Annotated in this window: 16 protein-coding genes; 3 read left to right on the top strand and 13 right to left on the bottom strand. The window is 69.9% G+C overall.

The window, feature by feature from the left end; all coding sequences use genetic code 11:
- Positions 1-7: 7 nt before the first annotated feature.
- The 6 genes from NUW50_RS00930 to NUW50_RS00905 form a co-directional block, all read right to left on the bottom strand.
- Positions 8-1,630 (bottom strand): ABC transporter ATP-binding protein, encoded by a 1,623-nt coding sequence (locus NUW50_RS00930; protein WP_258287174.1) that lies wholly within the window; start codon positions 1,628-1,630, stop codon positions 8-10.
- 3 nt (positions 1,631-1,633) lie between these two features.
- Positions 1,634-2,557, bottom strand: coding sequence for an ABC transporter permease (locus tag NUW50_RS00925; protein WP_258287173.1), 924 nt, complete (start codon positions 2,555-2,557; stop codon positions 1,634-1,636).
- Positions 2,554-3,507 carry an ABC transporter permease gene (locus NUW50_RS00920; protein ID WP_258287172.1) on the bottom strand — a complete coding sequence of 318 codons (954 nt, stop codon included), beginning with the start codon at positions 3,505-3,507 and terminating at the stop codon, positions 2,554-2,556. Before NUW50_RS00920 ends, NUW50_RS00925 begins: the two co-directional genes overlap by 4 nt.
- Before the next feature lie 85 nt (positions 3,508-3,592).
- Positions 3,593-5,155 carry an ABC transporter substrate-binding protein gene (locus NUW50_RS00915; RefSeq protein WP_258287171.1) on the bottom strand — a complete coding sequence of 521 codons (1,563 nt, stop codon included), beginning with the start codon at positions 5,153-5,155 and terminating at the stop codon, positions 3,593-3,595.
- A 458-nt stretch (positions 5,156-5,613) separates the two neighbouring features.
- The gene (locus tag NUW50_RS00910; RefSeq protein ID WP_258287170.1) at positions 5,614-10,290 is read right to left on the bottom strand and encodes a translocation/assembly module TamB domain-containing protein; all 4,677 of its coding nucleotides are present in this window, start codon (positions 10,288-10,290) and stop codon (positions 5,614-5,616) included.
- Positions 10,290-12,110 carry an autotransporter assembly complex protein TamA gene (locus NUW50_RS00905; protein WP_258287169.1) on the bottom strand — a complete coding sequence of 607 codons (1,821 nt, stop codon included), beginning with the start codon at positions 12,108-12,110 and terminating at the stop codon, positions 10,290-10,292. Before NUW50_RS00905 ends, NUW50_RS00910 begins: the two co-directional genes overlap by 1 nt.
- A gap of 201 nt (positions 12,111-12,311) precedes the next feature.
- Between NUW50_RS00905 and maiA the strand changes: the two genes are divergently transcribed.
- The gene (gene maiA, locus NUW50_RS00900; protein ID WP_258287168.1) at positions 12,312-12,959 is read left to right on the top strand and encodes a maleylacetoacetate isomerase; all 648 of its coding nucleotides are present in this window, start codon (positions 12,312-12,314) and stop codon (positions 12,957-12,959) included.
- 139 nt (positions 12,960-13,098) lie between these two features.
- Here maiA and hutU read toward each other — a convergent pair whose 3' ends face one another.
- The 4 genes from hutU to hutI all read right to left on the bottom strand — a co-directional run bounded on the left by hutU (position 13,099) and on the right by hutI (position 18,368).
- The gene (gene hutU, locus NUW50_RS00895; RefSeq protein ID WP_258287167.1) at positions 13,099-14,787 is read right to left on the bottom strand and encodes a urocanate hydratase; all 1,689 of its coding nucleotides are present in this window, start codon (positions 14,785-14,787) and stop codon (positions 13,099-13,101) included.
- Between the two features lie 76 nt (positions 14,788-14,863).
- Positions 14,864-15,658: an N-formylglutamate deformylase gene (gene hutG / locus NUW50_RS00890; RefSeq protein WP_258287166.1), complete on the bottom strand. Its 795-nt coding sequence runs from the start codon at positions 15,656-15,658 to the stop codon at positions 14,864-14,866.
- Positions 15,655-17,181 carry a histidine ammonia-lyase gene (gene hutH, locus NUW50_RS00885; RefSeq protein ID WP_258287165.1) on the bottom strand — a complete coding sequence of 509 codons (1,527 nt, stop codon included), beginning with the start codon at positions 17,179-17,181 and terminating at the stop codon, positions 15,655-15,657. The genes hutG and hutH overlap by 4 nt, the downstream gene beginning before the upstream one ends.
- Positions 17,175-18,368, bottom strand: coding sequence for an imidazolonepropionase (gene hutI, locus NUW50_RS00880; protein WP_258287164.1), 1,194 nt, complete (start codon positions 18,366-18,368; stop codon positions 17,175-17,177). Before hutI ends, hutH begins: the two co-directional genes overlap by 7 nt.
- Before the next feature lie 72 nt (positions 18,369-18,440).
- Here hutI and NUW50_RS00875 point away from each other — a divergent pair, with 72 nt between their 5' ends.
- Both NUW50_RS00875 and NUW50_RS00870 read left to right on the top strand, forming a co-directional pair.
- The gene (locus NUW50_RS00875) at positions 18,441-19,805 is read left to right on the top strand and encodes a formimidoylglutamate deiminase (protein WP_258287163.1); all 1,365 of its coding nucleotides are present in this window, start codon (positions 18,441-18,443) and stop codon (positions 19,803-19,805) included.
- Positions 19,802-20,512: a GntR family transcriptional regulator gene (locus tag NUW50_RS00870; protein ID WP_258287162.1), complete on the top strand. Its 711-nt coding sequence runs from the start codon at positions 19,802-19,804 to the stop codon at positions 20,510-20,512. The genes NUW50_RS00875 and NUW50_RS00870 overlap by 4 nt, the downstream gene beginning before the upstream one ends.
- A gap of 177 nt (positions 20,513-20,689) precedes the next feature.
- Here the strand turns inward: NUW50_RS00870 and NUW50_RS00865 are convergent, their stop codons facing one another.
- The 3 genes from NUW50_RS00865 to NUW50_RS00855 form a co-directional block, all read right to left on the bottom strand.
- A complete protein-coding gene (locus NUW50_RS00865) occupies positions 20,690-21,199 on the bottom strand; it encodes a helix-turn-helix transcriptional regulator (RefSeq protein ID WP_258287161.1) in 510 nt (169 codons plus the stop codon).
- 47 nt (positions 21,200-21,246) lie between these two features.
- Positions 21,247-21,750 (bottom strand): PepSY domain-containing protein, encoded by a 504-nt coding sequence (locus NUW50_RS00860; RefSeq protein WP_258287160.1) that lies wholly within the window; start codon positions 21,748-21,750, stop codon positions 21,247-21,249.
- A gap of 75 nt (positions 21,751-21,825) precedes the next feature.
- Positions 21,826-22,284 (bottom strand): PepSY domain-containing protein, encoded by a 459-nt coding sequence (locus NUW50_RS00855; RefSeq protein WP_258287159.1) that lies wholly within the window; start codon positions 22,282-22,284, stop codon positions 21,826-21,828.
- Positions 22,285-22,455 lie beyond the last annotated feature (171 nt).

The raw sequence follows: 22,455 nt of genomic DNA, 5'->3' as shown, positions 1-22,455 counted from the left end.
CGTGATTTCATCCGTCTGCAATATCTGCCCGTTCTTTAAGCAGACGGGTCAGCCAGTCGGGATCCATTTCCGGCACCGAGGACAGCAGCAATTCGGTATAGGGATCATGCGGCGGGCTCAGCACATCGGCCTTTTCGCCTTGTTCCACGACCTTTCCGGACTGCATCACCACCACGTCGTCGGCGATCGCGCGCACCGTGGCGATGTCATGGGTGATGAACATGTAGGCCAGGTCGAACTCGGCCTGGAGCCGGTCGAGCAGGTTGAGAATCCCCTCGGCCACGATCTGGTCCAGCGCCGAGGTCACTTCGTCGCAGATGATGAATTTCGGTTCCGCCGCCAGCGCCCGGGCGATTCCGACCCGCTGCTTCTGCCCGCCCGACAGTTCCGAGGGCAGCCGGTCGATGTACTCGTCGGGCTCCAGCTCGATCAGGTTCAGCAGATGCCGCACCCGCTCGTCCAGCGCCGCGCCCTGCAGGCCCAGATACATCTGCGCCGGGCGACCGATCAGCGCCCGCAGCCGCAGCTTCGGGTTCAGCGAGGTATCGGCCGACTGATAGATCATCTGCGCCTGACGCAACTGCTCGCGGCTGCGCTTGCGGAAATCGGGCGGCAGCGGCTCACCCTCGAACAGCACCTCGCCGGCCGACGGCACCAGCAGCCCGGTCAGCACCCTGGCGGCGGTGGATTTGCCGCTGCCGCTCTCGCCCACCACCGCGACGGTGCGGCGTTTGTGTATTTCGAAGCTCACGTCCTTCAGCACCGGCACCCTGCCGTAGCCGGCGGTGATCCCGCGCAGTTCGACCAGCGGCACGCCCCTGGCCGCGGGCTGCACCGCCCGCTGGTGCGAGCGCACCGCCCAGAGCGTCTTGGTGTAATCCTCCTTCGGCGCCGCCAGCATCTCGCGCGTCGGCGCTTCCTCGACCTCGTCGCCGCGCAGCAGAACCTTGATCCGGTCGGCCATCTGCGCCACCACCGCCAGGTCGTGGGTGATGTAGATCGCCGCCGTGTCGAACTGCGCCACGATGTCGCGAATCGCCGACAGCACCTCGATCTGGGTTGTGACGTCCAGCGCCGTCGTCGGCTCGTCGAAGATGATCAGATCGGGGCGGCAGGCCATCGCCATCGCCGTCATCGCCCGCTGCAACTGCCCGCCCGAGACCTGGTGCGGATAGCGAAAGCCGATCTCTTCCGGGTTCGGCAGCTGCATCCGGCGATAGAGTTCCACCGCGTCGGCCTCGGCCTCGGCGCGCGGCATCACCCCATGCACCACCGGGGTCTCGGTATATTGGTCGATCAGCCGGTGCGCCGGGTTGAAGCTGGCCGCCGCCGACTGCGCCACATAGGCGATCCGGCTGCCGCGCAGGTCGCGCCGGGTGCCGACGCTGGAGGCCAGAAGGTCGATCCCGTCGAACATAACCTTGCCGCCGGAAATCCGGCAGCCGTCGCGGGTGAACCCCATCGCCGCCAGGCCCAGGGTCGATTTTCCCGCCCCGCTCTCGCCGATCAGCCCCAGCACCTCGCCCCGTTGCAGGGTCAGGTCCACGCCCTTGATGATCGGCACCCAGTCGTCGCCGGTCCGGCCCTCGATATGGATGTCGGTCATTTCCAGCAGCGGCGCGTCAGTCATCGCTCAATCCTTCAGCCCCGAGGCCCGGTGCAGCTGCCAGTCGACCACGAAATTCACCGCCACGGTCAGCAGCGCGATGGCCCCGGCCGGCAGCAGCGGGGTGATGTCGCCATAGGAGATCAGCGTCGCGTTCTCGCGCACCATGCTGCCCCAGTCGGCCGTCGGCGGCTTGATCCCGAGACCGAGGAACGACAGCGACGAGATCATCAGGAACACGAAGCAGAACCGCAGTCCGAACTCCGCCACCAGCGGCGCCATGGCATTGGGCAGGATCTCGCGGGTGATCAGCCGCCACATGGTCTCGCCACGCAGCCTGGCGGCCTCGATATAGTCCATCACCACGATCCCCTGCGCGACCGAGCGCGACAGGCGGAACACCCGGGTCGAATCGATCGCGGCGATGACCAGGATCATGTTGATGATCGAGGTGCCGAAGATCGTCAGCAGCAGCAGCGAGAAGATCAGCGCCGGAATCGCCATCAGCGCATCGACGATCCGGCTGAGCACGGTATCGACCCAGCCGCCGACCGCTGCCGCCCAGAGCCCCAGCAGAGCACCGATGCTGAAGGCCAGGGCGGTCGTCGCCAGGGCGATTCCGACGGTGTTGCGGGCGCCGTAGATCAGCCGGGTCAGCATGTCCCGGCCCAGGTTGTCGGTGCCCAGCAGATGCCCCTCGCCCCAGGGCAGATACTGCGCCCCGATCACCTCGCGCTCGGCATAGGGGGCCAGAACCGGCGCCAGCAGGGCCACCGCGGCGTAGATCAGGATCACCAGCATTCCGAAGCTGGCCATCAGCGGGGCGCCGCGCATCGCCCGCCGCAGCTCTCCCCGGGTCAGCGCGACCAGCGGAAAGCGGAACAGCCAGCCCAGCACCACCGCCGAGAGCCCGAGACAGGCCAGTCCGACAAGAATCCAGAGAAACGTCATCGGCGGTGCCTCAGCCGCGGATTGCTCAGCGTCGAGAGCACATCCGCCAGGAGATTCAGCAGGACATAGGCCGAGGCGAAGATCAGCGAGATCGCCTGCACCACCGGCATGTCGCGATCGGCCACCGAATTGACCATCAGCTGGCCGAGGCCGGGATAGGTGAACACCACCTCGACCGCGACCACCCCGGTGATCAGATAGGCCAGGTTCAGCGCCACCACCGTGATGATCGGCGCCAGCGCGTTCGGCAGCGCATGGCGCAGCACCACGCGCAGCGGCGACAGGCCCTTGAGCCGCGCCATCTCGATATAGGGCGAGGCCATCAGGTTGATGATCGCGGCACGGGTCATCCGCATCATGTGCGCGGTGACGACCAGCGTCAGGGTCAGCGCCGGCAGGAAGGTCATGTCGAGGCGCTGCACGAAGGTCGTGTTCTCGCGGATTCGCGCCAGCGAGGTGAAATGCCCGCCCTGCGCCAGCCAGACGATCAGGATATAGGCGACGAAGAATTCCGGAAACGAGATCGAGGTCAGCGCCGAGGCATTCGCCACCCGGTCGAAGATCGAGTTCCGCCACAGCGCCGCCAGCAGCCCCAGCACCAGCGACAGCGGCACCGCCAGCGTCGCGGCATAGAGCGCAAGGAACATGGTGTTGTAGAGCCGGCCCGAGATCAGGTCGGCGATCGGTCTCTGGTTCGATGTCGAGATGCCGAAATCGCCGCTCATCGCGCCGGCCAGCCAGTTCCAGTAGCGCACCGGCGCCGGATCGTTCAGCCCCAGCTGCTCGCGCAGCGCCGCCAGCGTCTCGGGCGTGGCAGACTGGCCGAGCAGCGCCTGGGCCTGGTCGCCCGGCAGCATCTCGCTGGCGCCGAAGATGATGACCGAGACGATGAAAAGGGTCAGCAGGCCATAGAGCAGCCGCTTGCCGATCATCATCCACAACTCGGACATATGGTCCCTTCTCCTGTGGCCCGCCGGTCTTGACGCCGGCCGGGCAGTGCCCCGGCCCGGAAGCACCGGGCCGGGAAGGCCTTGATCAGGCGGTCAGCCACCAGCGTTCCGGGGCGCGGAACCCGTCCAGCGTCCAGTTGGCGGCGATCTGGTCGGGCGTGCCGACCCGGTCGTTGGTCGCCATCACGTAGCTGGCGAACATCGGGATCACGGTCGCGCCCTCGTCCGAGACGATCTTCTGCATCTCGAAATACATCTCGCGCCGCTTGGCCTCGTCCAGCTCGGACCGCGCCGCCAGCAGCAGCTCGTCGAAACGCGCATTGGACCAGAAGGTCTCGTTCCACGGCACGCCGGTGGTATAGGCCGTGGTGAACATCCAGTCCTCGGTCGGACGCCCGCCCCAGTAGCTGGCGCAGAAGGGCTTCTTCATCCAGACATTGTCCCAGTAGCCATCGTTCGGCGCCCGGTCGACATTGATGTTGATCCCCGCCGCGGCGGCCTTTTCGGCATAGAGCACCGCCGCGTCCACCGCGCCGGTAAAGGCCGCATCGGCCGCCGAAAGGGTCACGTCCAGCGTCTCCAGCCCGGCCTTCTTGAGGTAGAACTTCGCCTGGTCGGCATCGTATTCGCGCTGCGGCAGGTCCGAATTGTGGAACCGGTTCGAGGTCGAGATCGGGTGGTCGTTCCCCAGGGCGCCGTAGCCGTTGAGGATCTTGTCCACCAGCTCCTGCCGGTCGAGCCCGAACTTCAGCGCCATCCGCACGTTGTTGTCGCTGAAGGGCGCGGCGCGGCTGTCCATCGGGAAGACATAGTGCTGGGTGCCGGCGACCGAGATGATCCGCACGTTGCCGGCCCGCTGCATCAGCCCGACCGTCGCCTTGTCCACCGGGTCGATCACGTCCACCTCGCCGGTCAGCAGCGCGTTCTGCCGCGCCGCCGGGTCGATGATGGTGATCAACTCGATCCCGTCCAGATGCGCCCGGTCGGTCTTCCAGTAGTTCGGGTTCCTCGACAGGGTCGCGCTGACGCCGGGTTCGTAGCTGTCCACCACATAGGGGCCGCAGCCATCGGGCGAGGTCACGTCGATCTTGCCATCCACCGCGGGCATGATCGCCAGGTGATAATCCGAGACGATGAACGGGAAGTCGGCATTGGCCGCGCTCAGCGTCACCACCAGCCAGTCGCCATCCTTCGTCAGGTCGGTGATCGACTCGACGATCGGCTTGGCCGCCGAGGTCGAATCCTCGCCCCGGTGATGGTTCAGCGAGGCGATCACGTCCTCCACCGTCACCGGCTTGCCGGAATGGAAGGTGACGCCCGAACGCAGCTTGAACCGCCAGGTCACCGCGTCGTCCGAGGCCCATTCCTCGGCCAGTTCGCCGACCAGCTGGCCGTCGCTGGCGATCTCGGTCAGGTAGTTGTGCCGCGCGGTCGCGAAGACCTGCACGAACTGCTGATCCCAGAGCCCGGGATCATAGCCGTCCGATGTCGATCCGGCGGCGATGGCAAAACGCATCACCCCGCCCTTCATCGGCTCGGCGCTGGCGCGGCGGACGCCCGCCGGAAGGATCAAGGCGGCACCGCCAAGCGCGCTCGCGCCCTGCAGCAGCCGGCGGCGGCTAAGGCCGTTCTGGTTCGATCTGGTCATCTGGTCCTCTCCCTGATGCTCCGGGCGGTCCGGAATCCGGCCCTGCCCCTGTCAACTCTGCCCTGGTGTCCCCCACCCGGCGGCCAGCATGGCGCGGTTCGGCGCCCTGGCACGGTCGGCGCGAGTGTCCGGGTCCGACGCCGGAAATTCAAGGAGTTTCCCTGCTTGCCCTGCGGGGCGTGACGTGCTGGGGCCTCGCTCCGGCGCGGGGCAAATGCCCGGACCTCAGGCGAATGTCCAAGAATGCTGGCCTTTCCGCGACCGCCCGGCGCCACCCCGATTCCGTGGTAGTCTGGCCACAGCCCGCCACGCCTCGGCGCCATTCAGCGGCAAGTCCGGCGCCGATCCCCGCCTTTCGCCCGATTCGCCCGGCCTTGTCGTCGCCGTCGATGATCGCCGCCCCGGCGCGCTGCGGATCGGGCGCCAGGCACCGGCCCGGGTCAACGTGGCCGGGGCCGTCAGTAGTCCTTCTCGAAGAAGAGCCCCAACGAGCTGTCGCCGTCGCTGCCCACCTTGCCGCGCCCGGTGAGGTTCGGGGTGATGTCGAGATTCAGCTGGATTTCCGCCTCGCCCTGCGAGTTCACCTGCACGTCGGTATAGACGTTCTCCGAGATGTATTTCCCCGCCTTCAGCGCCAGATTGCCATCGGAGTCGGTGGTCACGTCCAGATCGTCCAGCCCGAACCGTTCCCTGATCCGGCCCTGCACGCCCTCGCCGCCGGTGCCGATCAGGGTCCGCACCGCATTGGCCAGCTGCACCGCCTGAAGCGGCGAGATCTTGTCCAGCCCCTTGCCGAACAGCAGCAGCGCCAGGATCTCGTCCTCGGGCAGGTCGGGCGAGGATTGCAGCGTGACCGTCGGCGCGGTGGCGGTGCCTTCGGTGATGATCTGCACCTGCACGTCCTCTACTGTGGTGGTCGCCACCAGCCGCACCGTCGGATCGAACGTGCCCTGCAACGAGGCCGAAGCCTCGGTCAGCTCCAGGCGCTTGCCCAGGATGTCGAGCCGCCCGCGCACCAGTTCGAAACTGCCGATCGGGATCACGTTTCCGGCCCGCCCGGTGAGATTCAGCTCGCCGCCGAGTTCGGCATCGAGCCCGCGGCCCCGGATGAAGACCCGGTTCGGCGCCGAGACGGTCAGGTCCAGCGCGAGTTGGCCGCCGCCCGGCTGCTCGGCCCCCTGCCCCAGCAGCCCGGCCCGCCGCCGGGTCTCGCGCACTGCCGCCGGTTCCCCCTGATGGTCGATGTCGATCAGCGTGCCCGAGGCGCCGTCGAAGGACAGGTTCACCTCGGTCGGCCCCAGGTCGATCCGGCCCTGCAACAGCCCGCCCCCGACCAGCGAGCCGCCAAGCGTCAGCTGGCCGCCCAGGGTGGTGCGGAAGGTCGGTTCCTTCACCGCGCCGACATCGGTCAGCGCCACCGCCAGGTCGATGCCGAAGGGCGATGCCAACCCGACCGACCCCTCGACCGTCGCCCGCCCGCCGGTGGAAAACCCGGTCGCGGCCTGCACCTGCGCCTGCCCCGCCGCAAGCCCGATCCGCGCCTCCAGCCCTTCCAGCGCCAACCCGACCGCCGGGACCGAGGCGCGCCCGCCCGAGACCACCACCGTGCCGCCCAGGCCGCCCAGCCCCAGGCTGTCGCGCAGGGTAAGATCGGCACTCATCTGGCCCTGCACGTCCACCGCGCTCGGCAGGAAGGCATTGGCAATGCCCAGCGGCACGCTGCCCGAGATCGTCAGGTCGGGCACCAGCCCGGCCGAGATGCTGCCCCCGACCCTGGCCGAGATCGCCGCCGGTCCGCCCAGCGTCAGATCAACCGCATAGCCATCACCCAGCCCGATCGTCCCGGCCACCGTCACCGCCCCCGGCAGCTGCTGCACGAACCGGCCCAGCGAATCGAGCCGCGCGTCCAGCGTGATCGCGCCCGGCGCATAATCGGCGTTCAGCTCCAGCGCCGGGTTCCGGAACCGCCCGCCCTCGACCCGCAGGGCGCCCTGGTCCAGCCGCAGCCTGCCGCCGAACGAGGCATCGCCCGCCAGCAGGTCATAGGCCGGACCGCTGCCGGCGCTCAGATTGCTGGCCGTGCCGGAGATATCGGCCGACAGCGCCCCGCTTGCCGCGGCATAGCTGGCCGAGACCTCGGCACGCGCGGTGCCGCTCAGCGGCAGCCTGGCAATCGTGGCGAAACGCGACAGCGCATCCAGCGTCAGCACCAGATCGCCACGCGCCGTCAGATCACCGCCCAGCCCGGCCAGATCGGCGGTGCCGGTGATCCGCGCATCGCCGTTGCGCAGATCGACATCGCGCAGGCTCAACCTGTCGCCCGACAGCCGCAGCCTGGCGGCCAGTGCGGTATTGCCCGACACCAGGTCGAAGACCGGCCCGGCGCCCAGGATCAGCCCCTCGGTCGTGCCGCTGACCTCGGCCGAAACATCGCCCGAGTCGCCGGCCCAGCTCAGCCCCACCTCGGCCTCGGCCGAACCGGCCAGCGGCAGCTTCGTCAGCGGTTCCAGCCGCGCCAGGGCGTCGAGCCCGATCCGCAGATCGGCGCTGGCGGCCGGATCGCCGCCCAGCCCGGTGAGGTCGGCCTTGCCGGCAATCCGCGCGTCACCGTTGATCAGCGCCATGTCGCGCAGGGTCAGGGTTCCGCCTGGCATCAGGGCCAGGGCGCCACGCATCTGCAGCGGACCGTCGATCAGCGGCGCCCAGACCTGCCCCGGCGCCGCGATGCCGCGGGCTTCGGCGGTCACGGTGGCGGCGAAGAGTGCCTCGGGCCGGGCCGGATGCAGCGGGTCCAGCGCGATTTCCAGATCGGTATCCGGCAGGGTGATCCCGGCCCCCGGCAGCGCCACCCTGGCACCGCTGGCCGAGATCGTCCCAGACAGCGCGTCGAGCCCCGGCGTTCCGGCCAGCACGAGGTCCAGCACCGCGCGGCCGCCCAGATCGACCTTCCCCGGCGCGAACCGGTTGCCGAGCGCCAGGTCGGCGCCGCCGTTCAGCGTCAGGTTGGCCGTGCCCGCGTCCAGCGCATAGCCGCCCGCGACCTGCAACGCGACATCGCCCGGCCCCTCGGTCGCAAGGTCCAGCGTCAGCGCCTGCCCGTCCAGCGCCACCCGCCCCCTGGCCGTCACCGGTCCGGACAGCTGCGGCACCAGAACCGATATGTCGTCGATCCCGCCGTCGATCTGCACATCCAGCGTCGAGACATCCACCGCCGCCCGGCCCTTGGCTGCAAGTGTCACCCCGCCCGGTCCCTTCCCGGACAGGTCCAGCAGATAGTCGGTCCCGGCCCGGCCCAGCGTGCCCTTGGCGGTCAGCGGCCCGTCCAGCCCCGGCACCACGATCGCGGCATCGGCCAGGGTCGCGTCCAGCTCCAGGTCGGCGCTGTCGGCGCCCAGAAGGCCGGTCAGCGCCGCCGTCAGCTGCGGCGTCGCCACATGCAGGTCATCGAAGCGCGTGCCCTCGGGGCCTCGCGCCACCCGCCCCTTGAAACTGCCGTTGCCGCCGATCAGCTCCCCCGCCAGCCCCGGCCCGATGCCCAGCCCGGTGGTCACGGCATCCAGGCTCAGATCGAAGGCCCCGCCCAGGGGTTCGTACCAGCCATCGACCGAGGCCCGCGCCGCGCCGCTCAGCGGTTGCGCCGCCAGGCCGGAATAGGGCGCCAGATCCTCGGCCGAGATGGTCGAGGTCGTGGTGATCCTCAGATTGCCGTCCAGCCCCGAGAACCGCGCCAGCCCGCGGAACCTTGCCTGCCCGGCCGAGAGATCGGCGTCGCGCAACTCGAAGGTCGCGCCGCGGGTCCAGACCAGCGTCATGCTGCCCGACACTTCCGGCCCGATGGCGCTGGCCAGCTCGGGTTCGGGCAACGCCAGCCCCGCGACCCGCGTGGCGATCCGCGCCTCGATCCCGGGTGACGCGCCGCGGGAGATCGTCCCCTCGGCACTCAGCTCTCCCGAAGCCGCCCGGACGCCATCCCGCTCGAATCCCTGGAACCGGGTGCTGATCCGAAAGCCGTCGCCCTTCTCGGAGTCATAGGCGGCCTCGATATCGCCGCCGGAAATCCGCGTCTCGACCCCCGGCAGGGGCAACAGCACCGCCTGCCCGTCGCTGGGTTTCAGACGGCCGTTCAGGTCGAACCGCTCGGGCAGCCCGTCGGCGCCGATCGCCAGCGACCCGGCCAGCGCCAGTTCCGCCGATTGCACATCCAGCCGCTCGACGGTCACCCGCCCGTCCGCCAGCAGCTCGCCGCCCAGTTTCAGATCGGCGCCGGTGCCGAAGAAGCTGCGGTATTGCTCGGCGAACAGGGGGGCCACGTCGCCGCCGAGATCCAGCCCATAGCCCAGCCCGGCCCCGTCGGGCAGATCGTTCAGCGTCAGGGCACCGGTCAGCCGTGGCCGGCCCCCCGTTTCCAGCCGGATATCGGCCCGGAAATCCGACACCGGCGCGTCGCCGGCGATCCGGAACTCCAGCGCCGGCCGGTCCGGCAGGCCCATCAGCCCGGCCAGGATGCCGCCCTCGGCCTCGGTCAGGTCCAGCGCGATCTTCAGCTGCCGGGTCTGGTTCGAGAAGGCCGCGTCCAGCACCAGCCGCCCGGTCTCGCCGTCGATGCGAACCAGAGAGAACGCCGTCTCTCCGGCGCCGTCGGCCAGGTCGAGACGGCCCGAAAGGCGCGCCACCACCTCTTCGCCCAGCACCAGCGGCCCCAGCCGCAACCGCTGGGTGGCGATCTTGCCGATGTGGACCGAGACCGGCAGGCTGGGCAGCTGCACCACCGCCGAGGTCGGCGAGGGCAGACCGCCGCCACCGCCCTGCGAGGGCGGCAGACGTTCCAGGTCGATCAGATCGGCCGAGAGGGTCTCCACCTCCAGCCGCCCGCGCAACAGGGCGCTGCGGCTCCAGTCCAGCTCGGCCCCTTCCACCGTCAGCCAGACGCCCTTGTCGTCGGCGATGGTCAGCCGCGAGAACCGCGCCGAACTGCTCAGCGCGCCCTCGAACCCGTCCAGCGTGACGGTCTGGCCGTCGCTCGACAGGTTGCTCTCGATCAGCCGGGTCAGATAGCCCTTGTCATCGTCCTGCGCCTGCGCGGCAGGCGGCAGGGCCAGGGTCAGAACCGTCAGGATCAGCGCCAGGACCCGCATCAGAACGACTGCCCGATGCCGACATAGACCTGCACGCCCTCGCCAGTGTCGCCCGAGACCGGCGCCGCCACGTCGAGCCGGATCGGCCCCAGCGGCGTGGCATAGCGCAGGCCCAGCCCGGCGCCGGAATGGCTGTCGCCGGTGCCCGGCGTCGAGCCGGACCCGACCATGCCGAAATCATAGAAACCGACGATGCCGATCTTGCCCGTGACCCGGACCCGCGCCTCAGCCGAGGCGACCAGCAGCGACCGACCGCCGGTCATCACCCCGCCGCCCAGATCGACGTCCAGCGACTTGTAGGGCTGGCCGCGCACCGTGCCGCCACCGCCCGAGTGGAACAGCATGTCGGGCGGCGTCCCGGTGATCCCCGAGCCGACGATCGAGCCCAGTTGCAGCCGCCCGGCCAGGGTCACCCGCTGATCGGCGCCGAAGCTGCGGTAATAGCGCCCGTCGCCATAGATCCGCCCGCCCGAGGCGCTGCCCGACAGCCCCAGGAACGGGCTGATCTCGAGCCTCAGGTAATAGCCGTCCCCGGCGTCCAGCGGCTTGTCGCGGGCGTCCAGTTGTCCGGTCAGCGGAAACATCAGGTGGCTGAAATTCCGGCTGCCCAGCCCGTCCTCGACCTCGGAATAGCGATACTGGATCGCGGCCGTCACTTCGGTCCGCGAGTTCAGTTCGCGCAGCAGGCCCAGCTCGACCAGCCCCTGGCGCGAGAAATAGTCGGGCTCGTCCAGCTGTGCGATCTCTGCCTTGGCGATCAGCGTGTTGGCGGCGGCGAAGGTGCCGGGCCGGGCGAATTGCGCGGTCAGCGTGTAATCCACCCCGCTGCCGCCAGGCTTGATCGAGCCGGTGGCACCGCCGATGCCGCTGATCTCGCCATCGAAGCGCAGCCGCTCGGCCCCGTGCAGGATGTTGCGATGCATCCAGAAGGCCGACAGTGTGACACCCTCCTGCGACGAGACCTCGGCGCCGAAGCCATAGCGGCGCGGCAGTTGCTCGACCACCGCGGCGGTGACGTCGAGGCTGCCGTCGGGATTGGGCGTCTCGGCCTCTTCCAGCGCAACCGAGGTGAAGGCCCCGGTCTTGCGCAGCCGCCGCGCCGCGGTGTCGAGCCCCTCGGGCGAGAACCGCTTGCCGCCCGGCAATCCGGCGATCTCGCCGATCCGGTCGGCGCGGACGTCCTTGTTGCCGGTGACATGCAGCTGGCCGAAGGTCAGTTCCGGACCGGGGTCGATGGTCACCTCGGCATCCAGCGTGGCGTCGGGATGGCGTGCGACGATGCGGCGGCCGGCGGCGGCGGCCTTGGCATGGCCGATCTCGCGCCAGCCGTCCACCGCGGCCCCGACACTCTCGCGGATCAGCGCGGCGCGGGCCGGCGCGCCGCTGTGGAACGCCTCCGGCAGGGTGGTTCCCGGCGCCAGCGGCGCGACGCTGGCCTTGCCGAAGCTGAACCGCGGCCCGGGATCGACCCGCAGGACCACGCTGTCGATCGTCTCCGGCTCGGCGAAGGGCGAGAGCGACGCCGCCTCCCGGCCGTCGATCAGGATGCTGATCGTGCCGCTGTAGTAGCCTTCGCCGTAGAGGATACCGAGCAGGTTGGCATAGTCGGCCCGCGCCGCGGCCACCGTGTCCTGCGCCGCAGCCGTCTCGGTCGCCGCCGCGGTCAGCACCAGCGAGCCGGATTCGAGCAGCGCCTTCAGCGAGTCGTCCGCCCCGGTCTCGAGCCGCGCCTCCATCGCCATGCCGCCCAGGGGCAGGCAGGCCAGCGCCAGGGCACCGAACCAGGGAGCGGCGGAACGGAGAGGCTTGGGCAGGATCATCTGGGGTTGACTCGCGTTCTGGAACCCTGGGCCTTGCGATGCCGAAGCACCCGACCCCTTGCCCCGAGTCTATAGCGCTCAGCCGCCACGGCCAGCAGATTCGGCGGTTTTTCGCGGCTTCGGCGGAAACGTGAACCGGCACGGCGCTTGACCCGGCGCGGAGGGCGCGCAAGCTTGGCCTGTCGCATGGGGAGACCGGGGATGGAACTGCAACTCTACAGCTACTTTCGATCCTCGGCGGCCTATCGGGTCCGGATCGCGCTCAACCTGAAAGGGCTCGACTGGCAATCGCGCGGCGTCCACCTGACCCGCGGCGGCGGCGAGCAGAAGGCGGCGGCCTATCGCGAGATCAACCCGCAGGGACTGGTGCCGGCGCTGGCGCTGGACGCGCGGATCGTCACCCAGTCGCAGGCGATCTGCGAATTGCTGGAAGAACTGCACCCGACCCCGCCGCTGCTGCCCGCCGAGCCCTTCGCCCGCGCCTATGTGCGCGAGGTCATGGCGCTGGTCGCCTGCGACATCCATCCGCTGAACAATCTGCGGGCCAAGGAATACCTGAACCAGATGGGGATCGGCTCCGAGGCCTGGATGGGCTGGTACCGGCACTGGATCGCGGTCGGGCTGACCGGGCTCGAAGCCCTGGTGACCGGCTCGGGCCGCGCCGGGCGGTTCTGCCTCGGCGACAGCCCGACCCTGGCCGACGCCTTTCTGGTGCCGCAGATCTACAATGCCCTGCGCTTCGACTGCCCGACCGCCGGCTTCCCGGCCCTGATGCGGATTCACGAGACCTGCACCGCCCTGCCCGCCTTCGCCGAAGCCGCCCCCGAGGTCCAGCCCGACGCCGAGTGACGCATTCGCAGGACCGCGGCGCGCCCGGATGCTTCTCCGGCGGCATGTCCCGACCCGGACGAAGCGGGGCGCAGGCCGTCATCTTCGGGTCGCAAATACTCCCGCCGGAGGCTCCTGCGGCCGCCACCGGCGCAGCGGTTCAGAGGATGCCCGGCAGGTTCAGCCCGTTCTCGCGGGCGCAGTCCAGCGCCTCCGGATAGCCGGCATCGGCATGGCGCATCACCCCCGTCGCCGGGTCGTTCCACAGCACCCGGGCGATCCGGGCGTCGGCCTCGGGGGTGCCGTCGCAGACCACGACCATGCCGGAATGCTGCGAGAACCCCATCCCGACCCCGCCGCCGTGGTGCAGCGAGACCCAGGTGGCGCCGCTGGCGCAGTTGAGCAGCGCGTTCAGCAGCGGCCAGTCGCTGACCGCATCCGAACCGTCACGCATCGCCTCGGTCTCGCGGTTCGGCGAAGCGACCGAGCCGGAGTCCAGATGATCCCGGCCGATGACGATCGGCGCCGACAACTCGCCGTTGCGGACCATCTCGTTGAAGGCCAGCCCCAGCTTGTCGCGCAGCCCGAGCCCGACCCAGCAGATCCGCGCCGGCAGGCCCTGAAAGGCGATCTGCGCCCGCGCCATGTCGAGCCAGTTGTGCAGATGCGGGTCGTCGATCAGTTCCTTCACCCTGGCGTCGGTCCTGTAGATGTCCTCGGGATCGCCCGAGAGAGCGCACCAGCGGAACGGACCGATGCCGCGGCAGAACAGCGGCCGGATATAGGCCGGGACGAAACCGGGGAAGGCGAAGGCGTCGTCCAGCCCTTCGTCCTGCGCCACCTGGCGGATGTTGTTGCCGTAATCCAGCGTCGGCACCCCGGCGTTCCAGAACGCCAGCATCGCCGCGACCTGGGTCTTCATGCTGGCCCGCGCCGCCGCCTCGACCGCCCCGGGATCGGTCTCGCGTTTCGCCCGGGCCTCGGCCACCGTCCAGCCGGCCGGCAGATAGCCGTTCAGCGGATCATGCGCCGAGGTCTGGTCGGTGACGATATCGGGCCGCGGCCCACCGGCCCGCATCCGCGCCACCAGTTCGGGGAAGACCTCGGCCGCGTTGCCCAGCAGCCCGACCGATTTCGCCTCGCCCTTCACGGTCCAGCCGGCGATCATCGCCAGCGCCTCGTCCAGGCTGCGCGCCTTGGCATCGAGGTAGCGGGTGCGCAGGCGGAAATCGATCCGGCTCTCGTCGCATTCCACCGCCAGGCAGCAGGCCCCGGCCATCACCGCGGCCAGCGGCTGCGCCCCGCCCATGCCGCCCAGCCCGCCGGTGAGGATCCATTTCCCGGTCAGGTCGCCGCCATAGTGCTGGCGCCCGGCCTCGGCGAAGGTCTCGTAGGTGCCCTGCACGATGCCCTGGGTGCCGATGTAGATCCAGGACCCGGCGGTCATCTGGCCATACATGGCCAGGCCCTTGCGATCGAGCTCGTTGAAATGCTCCCAGGTCGCCCAATGCGGCACCAGGTTCGAGTTCGCGATCAGCACCCGCGGCGCGTCGGGATGGGTGCGGAACACGCCGACCGGCTTGCCGGACTGGACCAGCAGGGTTTCATCGGCCTCGAGCCCGCGCAGCGCCGCGCAGATCCGGTCGAAATCCTGCCAGGTCCGGGCCGCCCGGCCGATGCCGCCATAGACGACCAGCTCATGCGGGTTCTCGGCCACATCGGGATGCAGGTTGTTCATCAGCATCCGCAGGGGCGCCTCGGTCAGCCAGCTCTTCGCGCTGATCTCGGGGCCGGTGGGCGGAAAGATGTCGCGCAGGTTGTGGCGCGGGTTGGAGGCGTCGGTGCTCATGTTCGGGCCTTTCGCTTGCGGCGAGGCCGGGGGCGCTGCTCCCGGACCCCCGGAGTGTATTGGAGGCAAAGAAGGGTCATCCGGCCAGGACCGGCGCCAGGGCGGCCAGCCGCGCCAGGATCGCTGCCAGGGTATCGCGGAGTCGCCCGGCGCCGGCCTCGTCATAGCGCCAGGGCGGCGCCTCCCCGGCCAGGTAGCTGCGCTGCGCCAGTTCCATCTGGATCGCGTGCAGACCCTCGGCCGGACGGCCATAGTGCCGGGTGGTCCAGCCACCGGTGAAACGGCCGTTGACGACATGGGTCCGGCCCGGGGCGGCGGCGCAGATCTCCCGGACCGCTTCGGAAAGCCGCGGATCGCAGGTCGCGCCGTGATTGGTGCCGATGTTGAACTCGGGCAGCAGCCCGTCGAAGAGGAAGGGAATCCGCGACCGGATCGAATGGCAGTCATAGAGGATCGCCACCCCGTGCCGCGCCCGGACCCGCTCCAGCTCGGCCGCCAGCGCCGCGTGATAGGGGGCGTGAAACTCGGCCAGGCGCCGCGCGGTCTCGGCGGCGTCGGGCGGCTCGCGCCACAGCGCCCGGCCGTCAAAATCGGTCAGCGGCACCAGACCGGTGGTGTTCTGCCCGGGATAGAGCGAGGCGCCGGACGGGTCGCGGTTGGCGTCGATCACATAGCGGTGGAAGGTCGCCCGCACCGTCGTGGCGCCGGGCAGGAGCCCGTCGTAGAGCCGGTGGACATGCCAGTCGGTGTCGGCGAGGCGCTGGCCGATCGGGGTCAGCCGCGCCATGATCCCGGGCGGGACATGGGTGCCGGTATGCGGCAGACCCAGGACGACCGGACCCTCGCCGCGATGCAGTTCGACCGGGCTCATCGGCCCAGCTCCGGCAGCGGCAGGCCCTCGGTCAGGGTGCCATCGGCCACCAGCGCCGCCGCCAGTTCCAGATCGGGCGCCAGGTAGCGGTCGGCCTCCAGCGCCGGCACCCGCGCCCGCAAACGCGCGATCACCTCCTGCAGGGCCGGGCTGGTGCGCAGCGGCGCCCGGAACCCGATGCCCTGTGCCGCGCAGAGCGCCTCGACCCCCAGGATCACCCGCAGGTTGGCCGCCATCCGGCCCAGCCGCCGGGCCCCATGCGCCGCCATCGAGACATGGTCCTCCTGGTTGGCGCTGGTCGGCGTCGAATCGGTCGAGCAGGGATTGGCCAGATGCTTGTTCTCGCTCATCAGCGCCGCAGTCGTCACCTCGGCGATCATGAAGCCCGAGTTCAGCCCCGGATCGGGGGTCAGGAAGGGCGGCAGGTCGAAGCTCAGCGTCGGATCGACCATCAGCGCCACCCGTCGCTGGGCAATCGCGCCGATCTCGGCCATGGCCAGCGCGATCTGGTCGGCGGCGAAGCCCACCGGCTCGGCATGGAAATTCCCGCCCGAGACGATCAGCCCCTCCTCGACCAGCACCAGCGGGTTGTCGGTGACGGCATTGGCCTCGACCTCCAGGGTCCGCGCGGCAAAGCGCAGCAGGTCCAGGCAGGCGCCGGTCACCTGCGGCTGGCAACGGATGCAATAGGGGTCCTGCACCCGGCTGTCGCCGTCGCGGTGGCTGTCGCGGATTTCCGATCCCTGCATCAGCGCCGATTGCGCCGCCGCCACCTCGATCTGCCCGGCATGGCCGCGCAGCTGGTGGATCGCGGCGACGAGGGGCGCGGTCGAGCCCATGATCGCATCGGTCGAAAGCGCGCCGGTGACCACCGCGGCGCGGCAGGCATCCATCGCCTGAAACAGCCCGGCCAGCGCGCAGGCGGTCGAGAACTGGGTGCCGTTGATCAGCGCCAGCCCCTCTTTCGGGCCCAGCACGATCGGCTCCAGCCCGGCCTTCGCCAGCGCCTCGGCCCCCGGCATCCGGATGCCATCGACCTCGGCCAGGCCCTCGCCGATCATCACCGCCGCCATATGCGCCAGCGGCGCCAGGTCGCCCGAAGCGCCGACCGAGCCCTGCACCGGGATCACCGGCAGCACGCCGCGCGCCAGCATCGCCTCGATCAGCGCCACCGTGGTCGTCGCGACGCCCGAGGCGCCCCGGCCCAGCGACAGGAGTTTCAGCGCCATCATCAACCGGGTGGTTCCGGGCTCCAGCGCCTCACCCACCCCGGCGCAATGCGACAGGATCAGGTTGCGTTGCAGGGTGGCCGTATCGCCGGCCGCGATCTTGACGCTGGCCAACTTGCCGAACCCGGTGTTGACACCATAGACCGCCGCGCTGCCCGCCGCCGCCTCGGCCACCAGCGCCGCCGCCGCCGCGATCCCCGGCGCCGCGGAGGCATCCAGCCGGACCGCCGGCGCATCGGACCAGATCCGCCGCAACTGGTCGAGGGGCGCCGCCCCCGGTGTCAGGGTCAGCATGGGTTGCCCTCGATATAGCACCGATGCAGCGGGTTGAAGCCGATCCGGTAGCTGAGCTCGGCCGGTTTGCCGACATCCCAGACCGCCAGGTCGGCACGCAGGCCCGGCGCGATCCGGCCGCAGTCGTCCAGGCCCAGGGCCCGGGCGGCATGGGCAGTGACGCCGGCCAGGCATTCCGCGGGCGTCATCCGGAACAGCGTCGCCGCCATGTTCATCGCCAGCAGCAGCGAGGACATCGGCGACGAGCCGGGATTGCAATCGGTCGCCACCGCCATCGCCACCCCGGCATCGCGGAAGGCCTGCACCGGCGGCGCCTGGGTTTCCCGCAGGGTGTAATAGGCGCCCGGCAGCAGCACCGCGACAGTGCCCGCCCGCGCCAGTGCGACGGCGTCCTCGGGCGTCGCATATTCGAGGTGATCCGCCGACGACGCCCCGTACCGTGCCGCCAGAGCCGCGCCGCCCAGATGCGACAGCTGCTCGGCATGCAGCTTGACCGGCAGCTTCAGCTTACGGGCATGGTCGAAGACCCGGGCGATCTGCGCCGGCGAAAAGGCGATGCCTTCGCAGAACCCGTCCACCGCGTCGGCCAGCCCCTCGGCGGCGGCGGCCTCCATCGCCGGAAGACAGACCTCGTCCAGATAGGCATCGGCATTGCCTGCATGGTCCGCCGGCAGCGCATGGGCGCCCAGGAAGCTGGTCCGCACCCGGACCGTCCGCGCCTCCGCGATCGCCCGCGCCACCCGCAGCATCTTCAGCTCGGTCTCGACATCCAGGCCGTAGCCGGACTTCACCTCGATCACCGCCACGCCCTCGGCGATCAGCGCATCGACGCGGCGCAGCGCCTGCTCCAGCAGCGCGTCTTCGGACGCCGCCCGGGTCGCCGTCACGGTCGAGACGATCCCGCCCCCGGCCCGCGCCACCTCGGCATAGCTGGCGCCGTTCAGCCGCATCTCGAATTCGTCGGCACGGTCGCCGCCATGCACCAGATGGCTGTGACAGTCGATCAGGGCCGGCGTGACCAGGCGCCCGCCAAGCTCCACCACCTCGCCATGCCGGATATCCTCGGGCAGCGCCGCCATCGCCCCGGCCCAGGCGATCCTGCCGCCCTGCAGGACGATCCCGCCGTCTTCGATCAGCGGCGGCAGTTCGGGGCTGACCGCGGCGAGCCGAAGATTGGTCAACAGCATGAAACGACTCCTTGCCAGAGCGGCGATACTCGGATTATGTCTAGACATATTATTCTGTCAAGAGGTGGTGGAATGCAGGTGATCTGGGCCGAAACGGCGCTGACCCCGACGGGCTGGCAGGCCGCGGTGCGGGTCGAGATCGACCCGGAGGGGCGGATCGCGCGGGTCACGCCCGACAGCCCGGCCGAGGGGATTCGGGTGCCGCTGCTCTTGCCCGCCCCGGCCAATGCCCACAGCCACGCCTTCCAGCGCGCCATGGCCGGGCTGACCGAAGCGCGCGGCCCCGATCCGCGCGACAGTTTCTGGACCTGGCGGCGGCTGATGTTCCGCTTTCTCGACGCGCTCGACCCCGATCAGGTTCAGGCCATCGCCGCCTTCGTGCAGATGGAGATGCTGGAAGCGGGCTATGCCGCCAATGTCGAGTTCCACTATCTGCACCACCGGCCCGGCGGTGCGCCCTATGCCCGGCTGGGCGAGATGTCCGAGCGGATCGCCGCCGCCGCCGAAACCTCGGGCATCGGGCTGACCCTGCTGCCGGTGCTCTACCAACACGGTGGCTGCGACCGGCGGCCGCTGGCGCCGGGACAGCTGCGTTTCGGCAATGACATCGACCGTTTCGCGGCCCTGGTCGAACAGGCTGACGCGGCGCTGGCCGCCCTGCCCGCCGATGCCGTGCTGGGCGTCGCGCCGCACAGCCTGCGCGCCGTCGCGCCCGAATCCTTCGCTGGCCTCGGCGGGTTGGCCCCGGCCGGTCCGATCCACATGCATCTGGCCGAACAGCGCGCCGAGGTCGCCGAGGTCGAAGCCGCCTGGGGCGCCCGCCCGGTGGACTGGACGCTGGAGCATGTCGGACCCGATCCGCGCTGGTGCCTGATCCACTGCACCCAGATGACTCCGGACGAGACCCTGCGCCTGGCCGCCATCGGCGCGGTCGCCGGGCTCTGCCCGATCACCGAGGCCAATCTGGGCGACGGGATATTCGACGGCGTGCGCTGGATGGGCGCCGGCGGGCGGATCGCGATCGGCTCGGACAGCAACCTGAGGATCGGCCTGACCGAGGAACTGCGCAGTCTCGACCATTCGCAGCGACTGCGCGACGGCTCCCGGGCGGCGCTGGCGACGGCACGGGTCTCGACCGGGCGGCGGCTCTTCGAAGCCGCCTGTACCGGCGGCGCCCAGGCGGCGGGGCGGGCCTCGGGACGGATCGCGGCGGGTCTCTGGGCCGATCTGGTCGCGCTCGACACCGACAATGCCGATCTCGAGGGCCTCCAGGGCGATACCCTGCTCGACGCCTGGATTTTCGCCGGGTCCGACCGGATGGTTCGTGACACCTGGTCCGCCGGACGGCATCTTGTGCAGGCCAGAAGACACCACGATCACGACGCCATTACAGGGGCTTACCGGCAGGCCCTGCGCCGATTGAGGGAAGCCGCATGACCCAGACCGCCCCGCGCCCCACGGCCAGCAGCTGGCAGGCGATCCGCGACGAGGTGCGCCGCCGCATCCATTCCCGCGAATGGGCGCCGGGCAGCGTGATCCCCACCGAGGTCGAGCTTGCCGCCAGTTTCGGTTGTGCGCGGATGACGGTGAACCGGGCCCTGCAGGACCTGGCCGCGGCCGGGCTTCTGGACCGGCGCCGCAAGGGCGGCACCCGGGTGGCGCTGCATCCGGTCGAGCAGGCGCGGCTGGAAATCCCGGTGATCCGGGCCGAGATCGAGGCGACCGGCGCGGCCTATGGCTACCGGCTGCTGGAACGGCGTCTGGCGGTGCCGCTTCCCGAGTTCCAGGCCCGGATGCAGGTGCCGGACCGGACCCCGCTGCTGAACGTGCTGGCCCTGCATCTGGCCGGAGATCGCCCCTATGTGGTCGAAGACCGCTGGATCGACCCCGATCTTCCGGGCCTTTCCGAGGCGCCGTTCGACGAGACCAGCCCGAACGAATGGCTGCTCGAGCACATCCCCTATACCGGCGGCGAGATCAGCTTCGGCGCCCATGCCGCCAGCGTCATCGAGGCGCGGGCGCTGCAGACCTCGGTCGGGGCGGCGGTGTTCGGGATCCGCCGCACCACCCGCGACGGAGAACACGCGCTGACCACGGTGGACCTGACCTATGCGCCGGGGCACCGGATGCGGACCACGCTGTAGCCGTGCTACCCTGCATGAAGGACATCGGCCGCCGGATGATCCATCAGCCCCGGCGGCGAACCGTCGGGGATCACCAGGCTCTGCGCCGGATGCTCTCTCCGCCTGTCCGCGGAAAGACCATGACCCCGATCACGGGCATCCTGAAACCGCTGGAACAGATGCCTTTCCACCGCTTGGTCAGCCATTCCCCTGCTGCGGTGCCGCCGGGCGCAGCTCGATCAGGTCGTCGAGAAACAGTGACAGCAACTGCGGCCGACCGCTGACCCCGGCCTTGCGGTAGATCGCGTTGGTCTGCGCCTTCACCGTGCCCTCCGAAGTGGCCCGCAGCGCGGCGATCTCGGCCGTCGACAACCCCTTGATCGCGAACAGCGCCACATCGGACTCGGCCGGCGTCAGCCCCCAGTCGGCGAAACGCTGGTCGAGCAGGTCCATGAAGGCCGAGGAGGCTGCCTGCAGCCGCGCCTCGGCCCGGGCATGCAGCCGCCGGGTCCGGGCCAGCGCCACCGCGCCCAGCACCACGCCCAGGATCAGCCCGATCGCCGCCCCCAGTTCCAGCAGTTCGCGGGTCTGCCAGGCAATCGGATGGGTCCGCACCCCGATCACCGTCATCAGGATGTCCGAGACGAAGAACACCGCGCAGATCGCCTGCACGGCGAGGATCAGAGTGACTGTCCAGCGTCCTCCCATGCCGTGGTCAGCCCCGATCCGGGGCCGCGGCGGGCACGGGACGGGGATCAGTCATCTTCCGTGTCATCTTCGTGGTCATCGCCGTGATCTTCGTCCTCGGACTCGTGTTCGGTCTCACGGTCTTCGGTCTCATTGTCGTCGGACGGATCGTCCTCGCGGTCATCCTCGCCATCGTCCGATCCGTCGTCGCCACCGCCATCGCCACCGCCATCGTCCCCGTCGTCGTGCCCATCGTCGCCGCTGCCGCCGTCCGCGCCGCCGTCATGTTCCGGATTGATCAGCATGTCGCCGTGATCGTCGCTGTCCCCGAGCGACTCCCAGTAATCGCGCAGGATTTCCCCGCTGCGCGGGTTGAAGATGATTTCGCGGCGGTGCCGGGACGAGATCGCGGTGATCCGCACCCGGCCCAGCAAGGTGCGCGCCACCTTGATCTGGCGATAGCCCTGCGCCCGAAGCTGCGCCACGATCTGATCGGTAAAACTGGCGCCCAGGGCCATCCCGGCCGGGACCAGGCCGGCAGCCGCGGACAGAAGGAATGCCCTGCGCTTCATCTCGACATCGGCACGGGCACGGCCCTGCCGGCCGGCGCGGTTCGCGCCAGCCGCCTGCCGTCATCCCGCGACGGTTCAGTCGTCGTCGCCGTCGTCATCGCCGCCATCATCGTCGCTACCGCCGTCGTCATCACTGTCGTCATCGCTGCCGTCGTCATCATCGTCGCCGGCGCTGTCCGATCCATCGTCGTCGTCATCATCGCCGACATCGTCGTCGCTGTCATCATCGCCGCCGTTGCGGTTGTCTCCGGCCCCGACCGCGCCCGGCTCCTCGGTCCCGATCCGGACCGTTTCCACCTTCAGGACGGCGCCCGTCTCGCGGTCGATCAGCCGCTCGATCCTGGTGCCGTCCAGGATCGCCTCGACCCTGAGCCGCGTGGCCGTCCGGCGTATCTCGATATGCCTATAGCCCTGCGCCTGCAGCTCGGCGATCACCGCATCGGTGACATCGGCATGGGCAACGCCCGAAGCCAGGCCGAACGACAGCCCGGAGGCGATGAGCAGCGCGGCGACCGTGGGGATGGTGCGTTTCATGGGTCTGGACCTTTCTCTGATCGTTGGATCACCACCGACGGGACGTGGTGGCGCGATCAGGCGACCATGGGCCGCGCTGCCGGTCCATTGGGCCAGGGTTTAGGCGCCGGTCCATAAACCCCGGGCCAGCGGCCATAAACCCGAGGTCTATATCCTGCCGGAGCCCGAACC

This window comes from Frigidibacter sp. ROC022 (genome assembly GCF_024723735.1).
GTDB lineage: Bacteria > Pseudomonadota > Alphaproteobacteria > Rhodobacterales > Rhodobacteraceae > SLM-1.
This window is presented reverse-complemented; position numbering and strand designations above follow the sequence as displayed.

Bases quoted from the DNA above. Each gene is read 5' to 3' on its own strand.
- NUW50_RS00925 (WP_258287173.1), bottom strand. From the start codon at position 2,557: ATGACGTTTCTCTGGATTCTTGTCGGACTGGCCTGTCTCGGGCTCTCG.
- NUW50_RS00870 (WP_258287162.1), top strand. From the start codon at position 19,802: ATGACCCAGACCGCCCCGCGCCCCACGGCCAGCAGCTGGCAGGCGATC.
- NUW50_RS00905 (WP_258287169.1), bottom strand. From the start codon at position 12,110: ATGATCCTGCCCAAGCCTCTCCGTTCCGCCGCTCCCTGGTTCGGTGCC.
- NUW50_RS00930 (WP_258287174.1), bottom strand. From the start codon at position 1,630: ATGACTGACGCGCCGCTGCTGGAAATGACCGACATCCATATCGAGGGC.
- NUW50_RS00855 (WP_258287159.1), bottom strand. From the start codon at position 22,284: ATGAAACGCACCATCCCCACGGTCGCCGCGCTGCTCATCGCCTCCGGG.
- NUW50_RS00860 (WP_258287160.1), bottom strand. From the start codon at position 21,750: ATGAAGCGCAGGGCATTCCTTCTGTCCGCGGCTGCCGGCCTGGTCCCG.
- hutG (WP_258287166.1), bottom strand. From the start codon at position 15,658: ATGAGCCCGGTCGAACTGCATCGCGGCGAGGGTCCGGTCGTCCTGGGT.
- NUW50_RS00865 (WP_258287161.1), bottom strand. From the start codon at position 21,199: ATGGGAGGACGCTGGACAGTCACTCTGATCCTCGCCGTGCAGGCGATC.
- NUW50_RS00875 (WP_258287163.1), top strand. From the start codon at position 18,441: ATGCAGGTGATCTGGGCCGAAACGGCGCTGACCCCGACGGGCTGGCAG.
- NUW50_RS00915 (WP_258287171.1), bottom strand. From the start codon at position 5,155: ATGACCAGATCGAACCAGAACGGCCTTAGCCGCCGCCGGCTGCTGCAG.
- hutI (WP_258287164.1), bottom strand. From the start codon at position 18,368: ATGCTGTTGACCAATCTTCGGCTCGCCGCGGTCAGCCCCGAACTGCCG.
- NUW50_RS00910 (WP_258287170.1), bottom strand. From the start codon at position 10,290: ATGCGGGTCCTGGCGCTGATCCTGACGGTTCTGACCCTGGCCCTGCCG.
- maiA (WP_258287168.1), top strand. From the start codon at position 12,312: ATGGAACTGCAACTCTACAGCTACTTTCGATCCTCGGCGGCCTATCGG.
- hutU (WP_258287167.1), bottom strand. From the start codon at position 14,787: ATGAGCACCGACGCCTCCAACCCGCGCCACAACCTGCGCGACATCTTT.
- hutH (WP_258287165.1), bottom strand. From the start codon at position 17,181: ATGCTGACCCTGACACCGGGGGCGGCGCCCCTCGACCAGTTGCGGCGG.
- NUW50_RS00920 (WP_258287172.1), bottom strand. From the start codon at position 3,507: ATGTCCGAGTTGTGGATGATGATCGGCAAGCGGCTGCTCTATGGCCTG.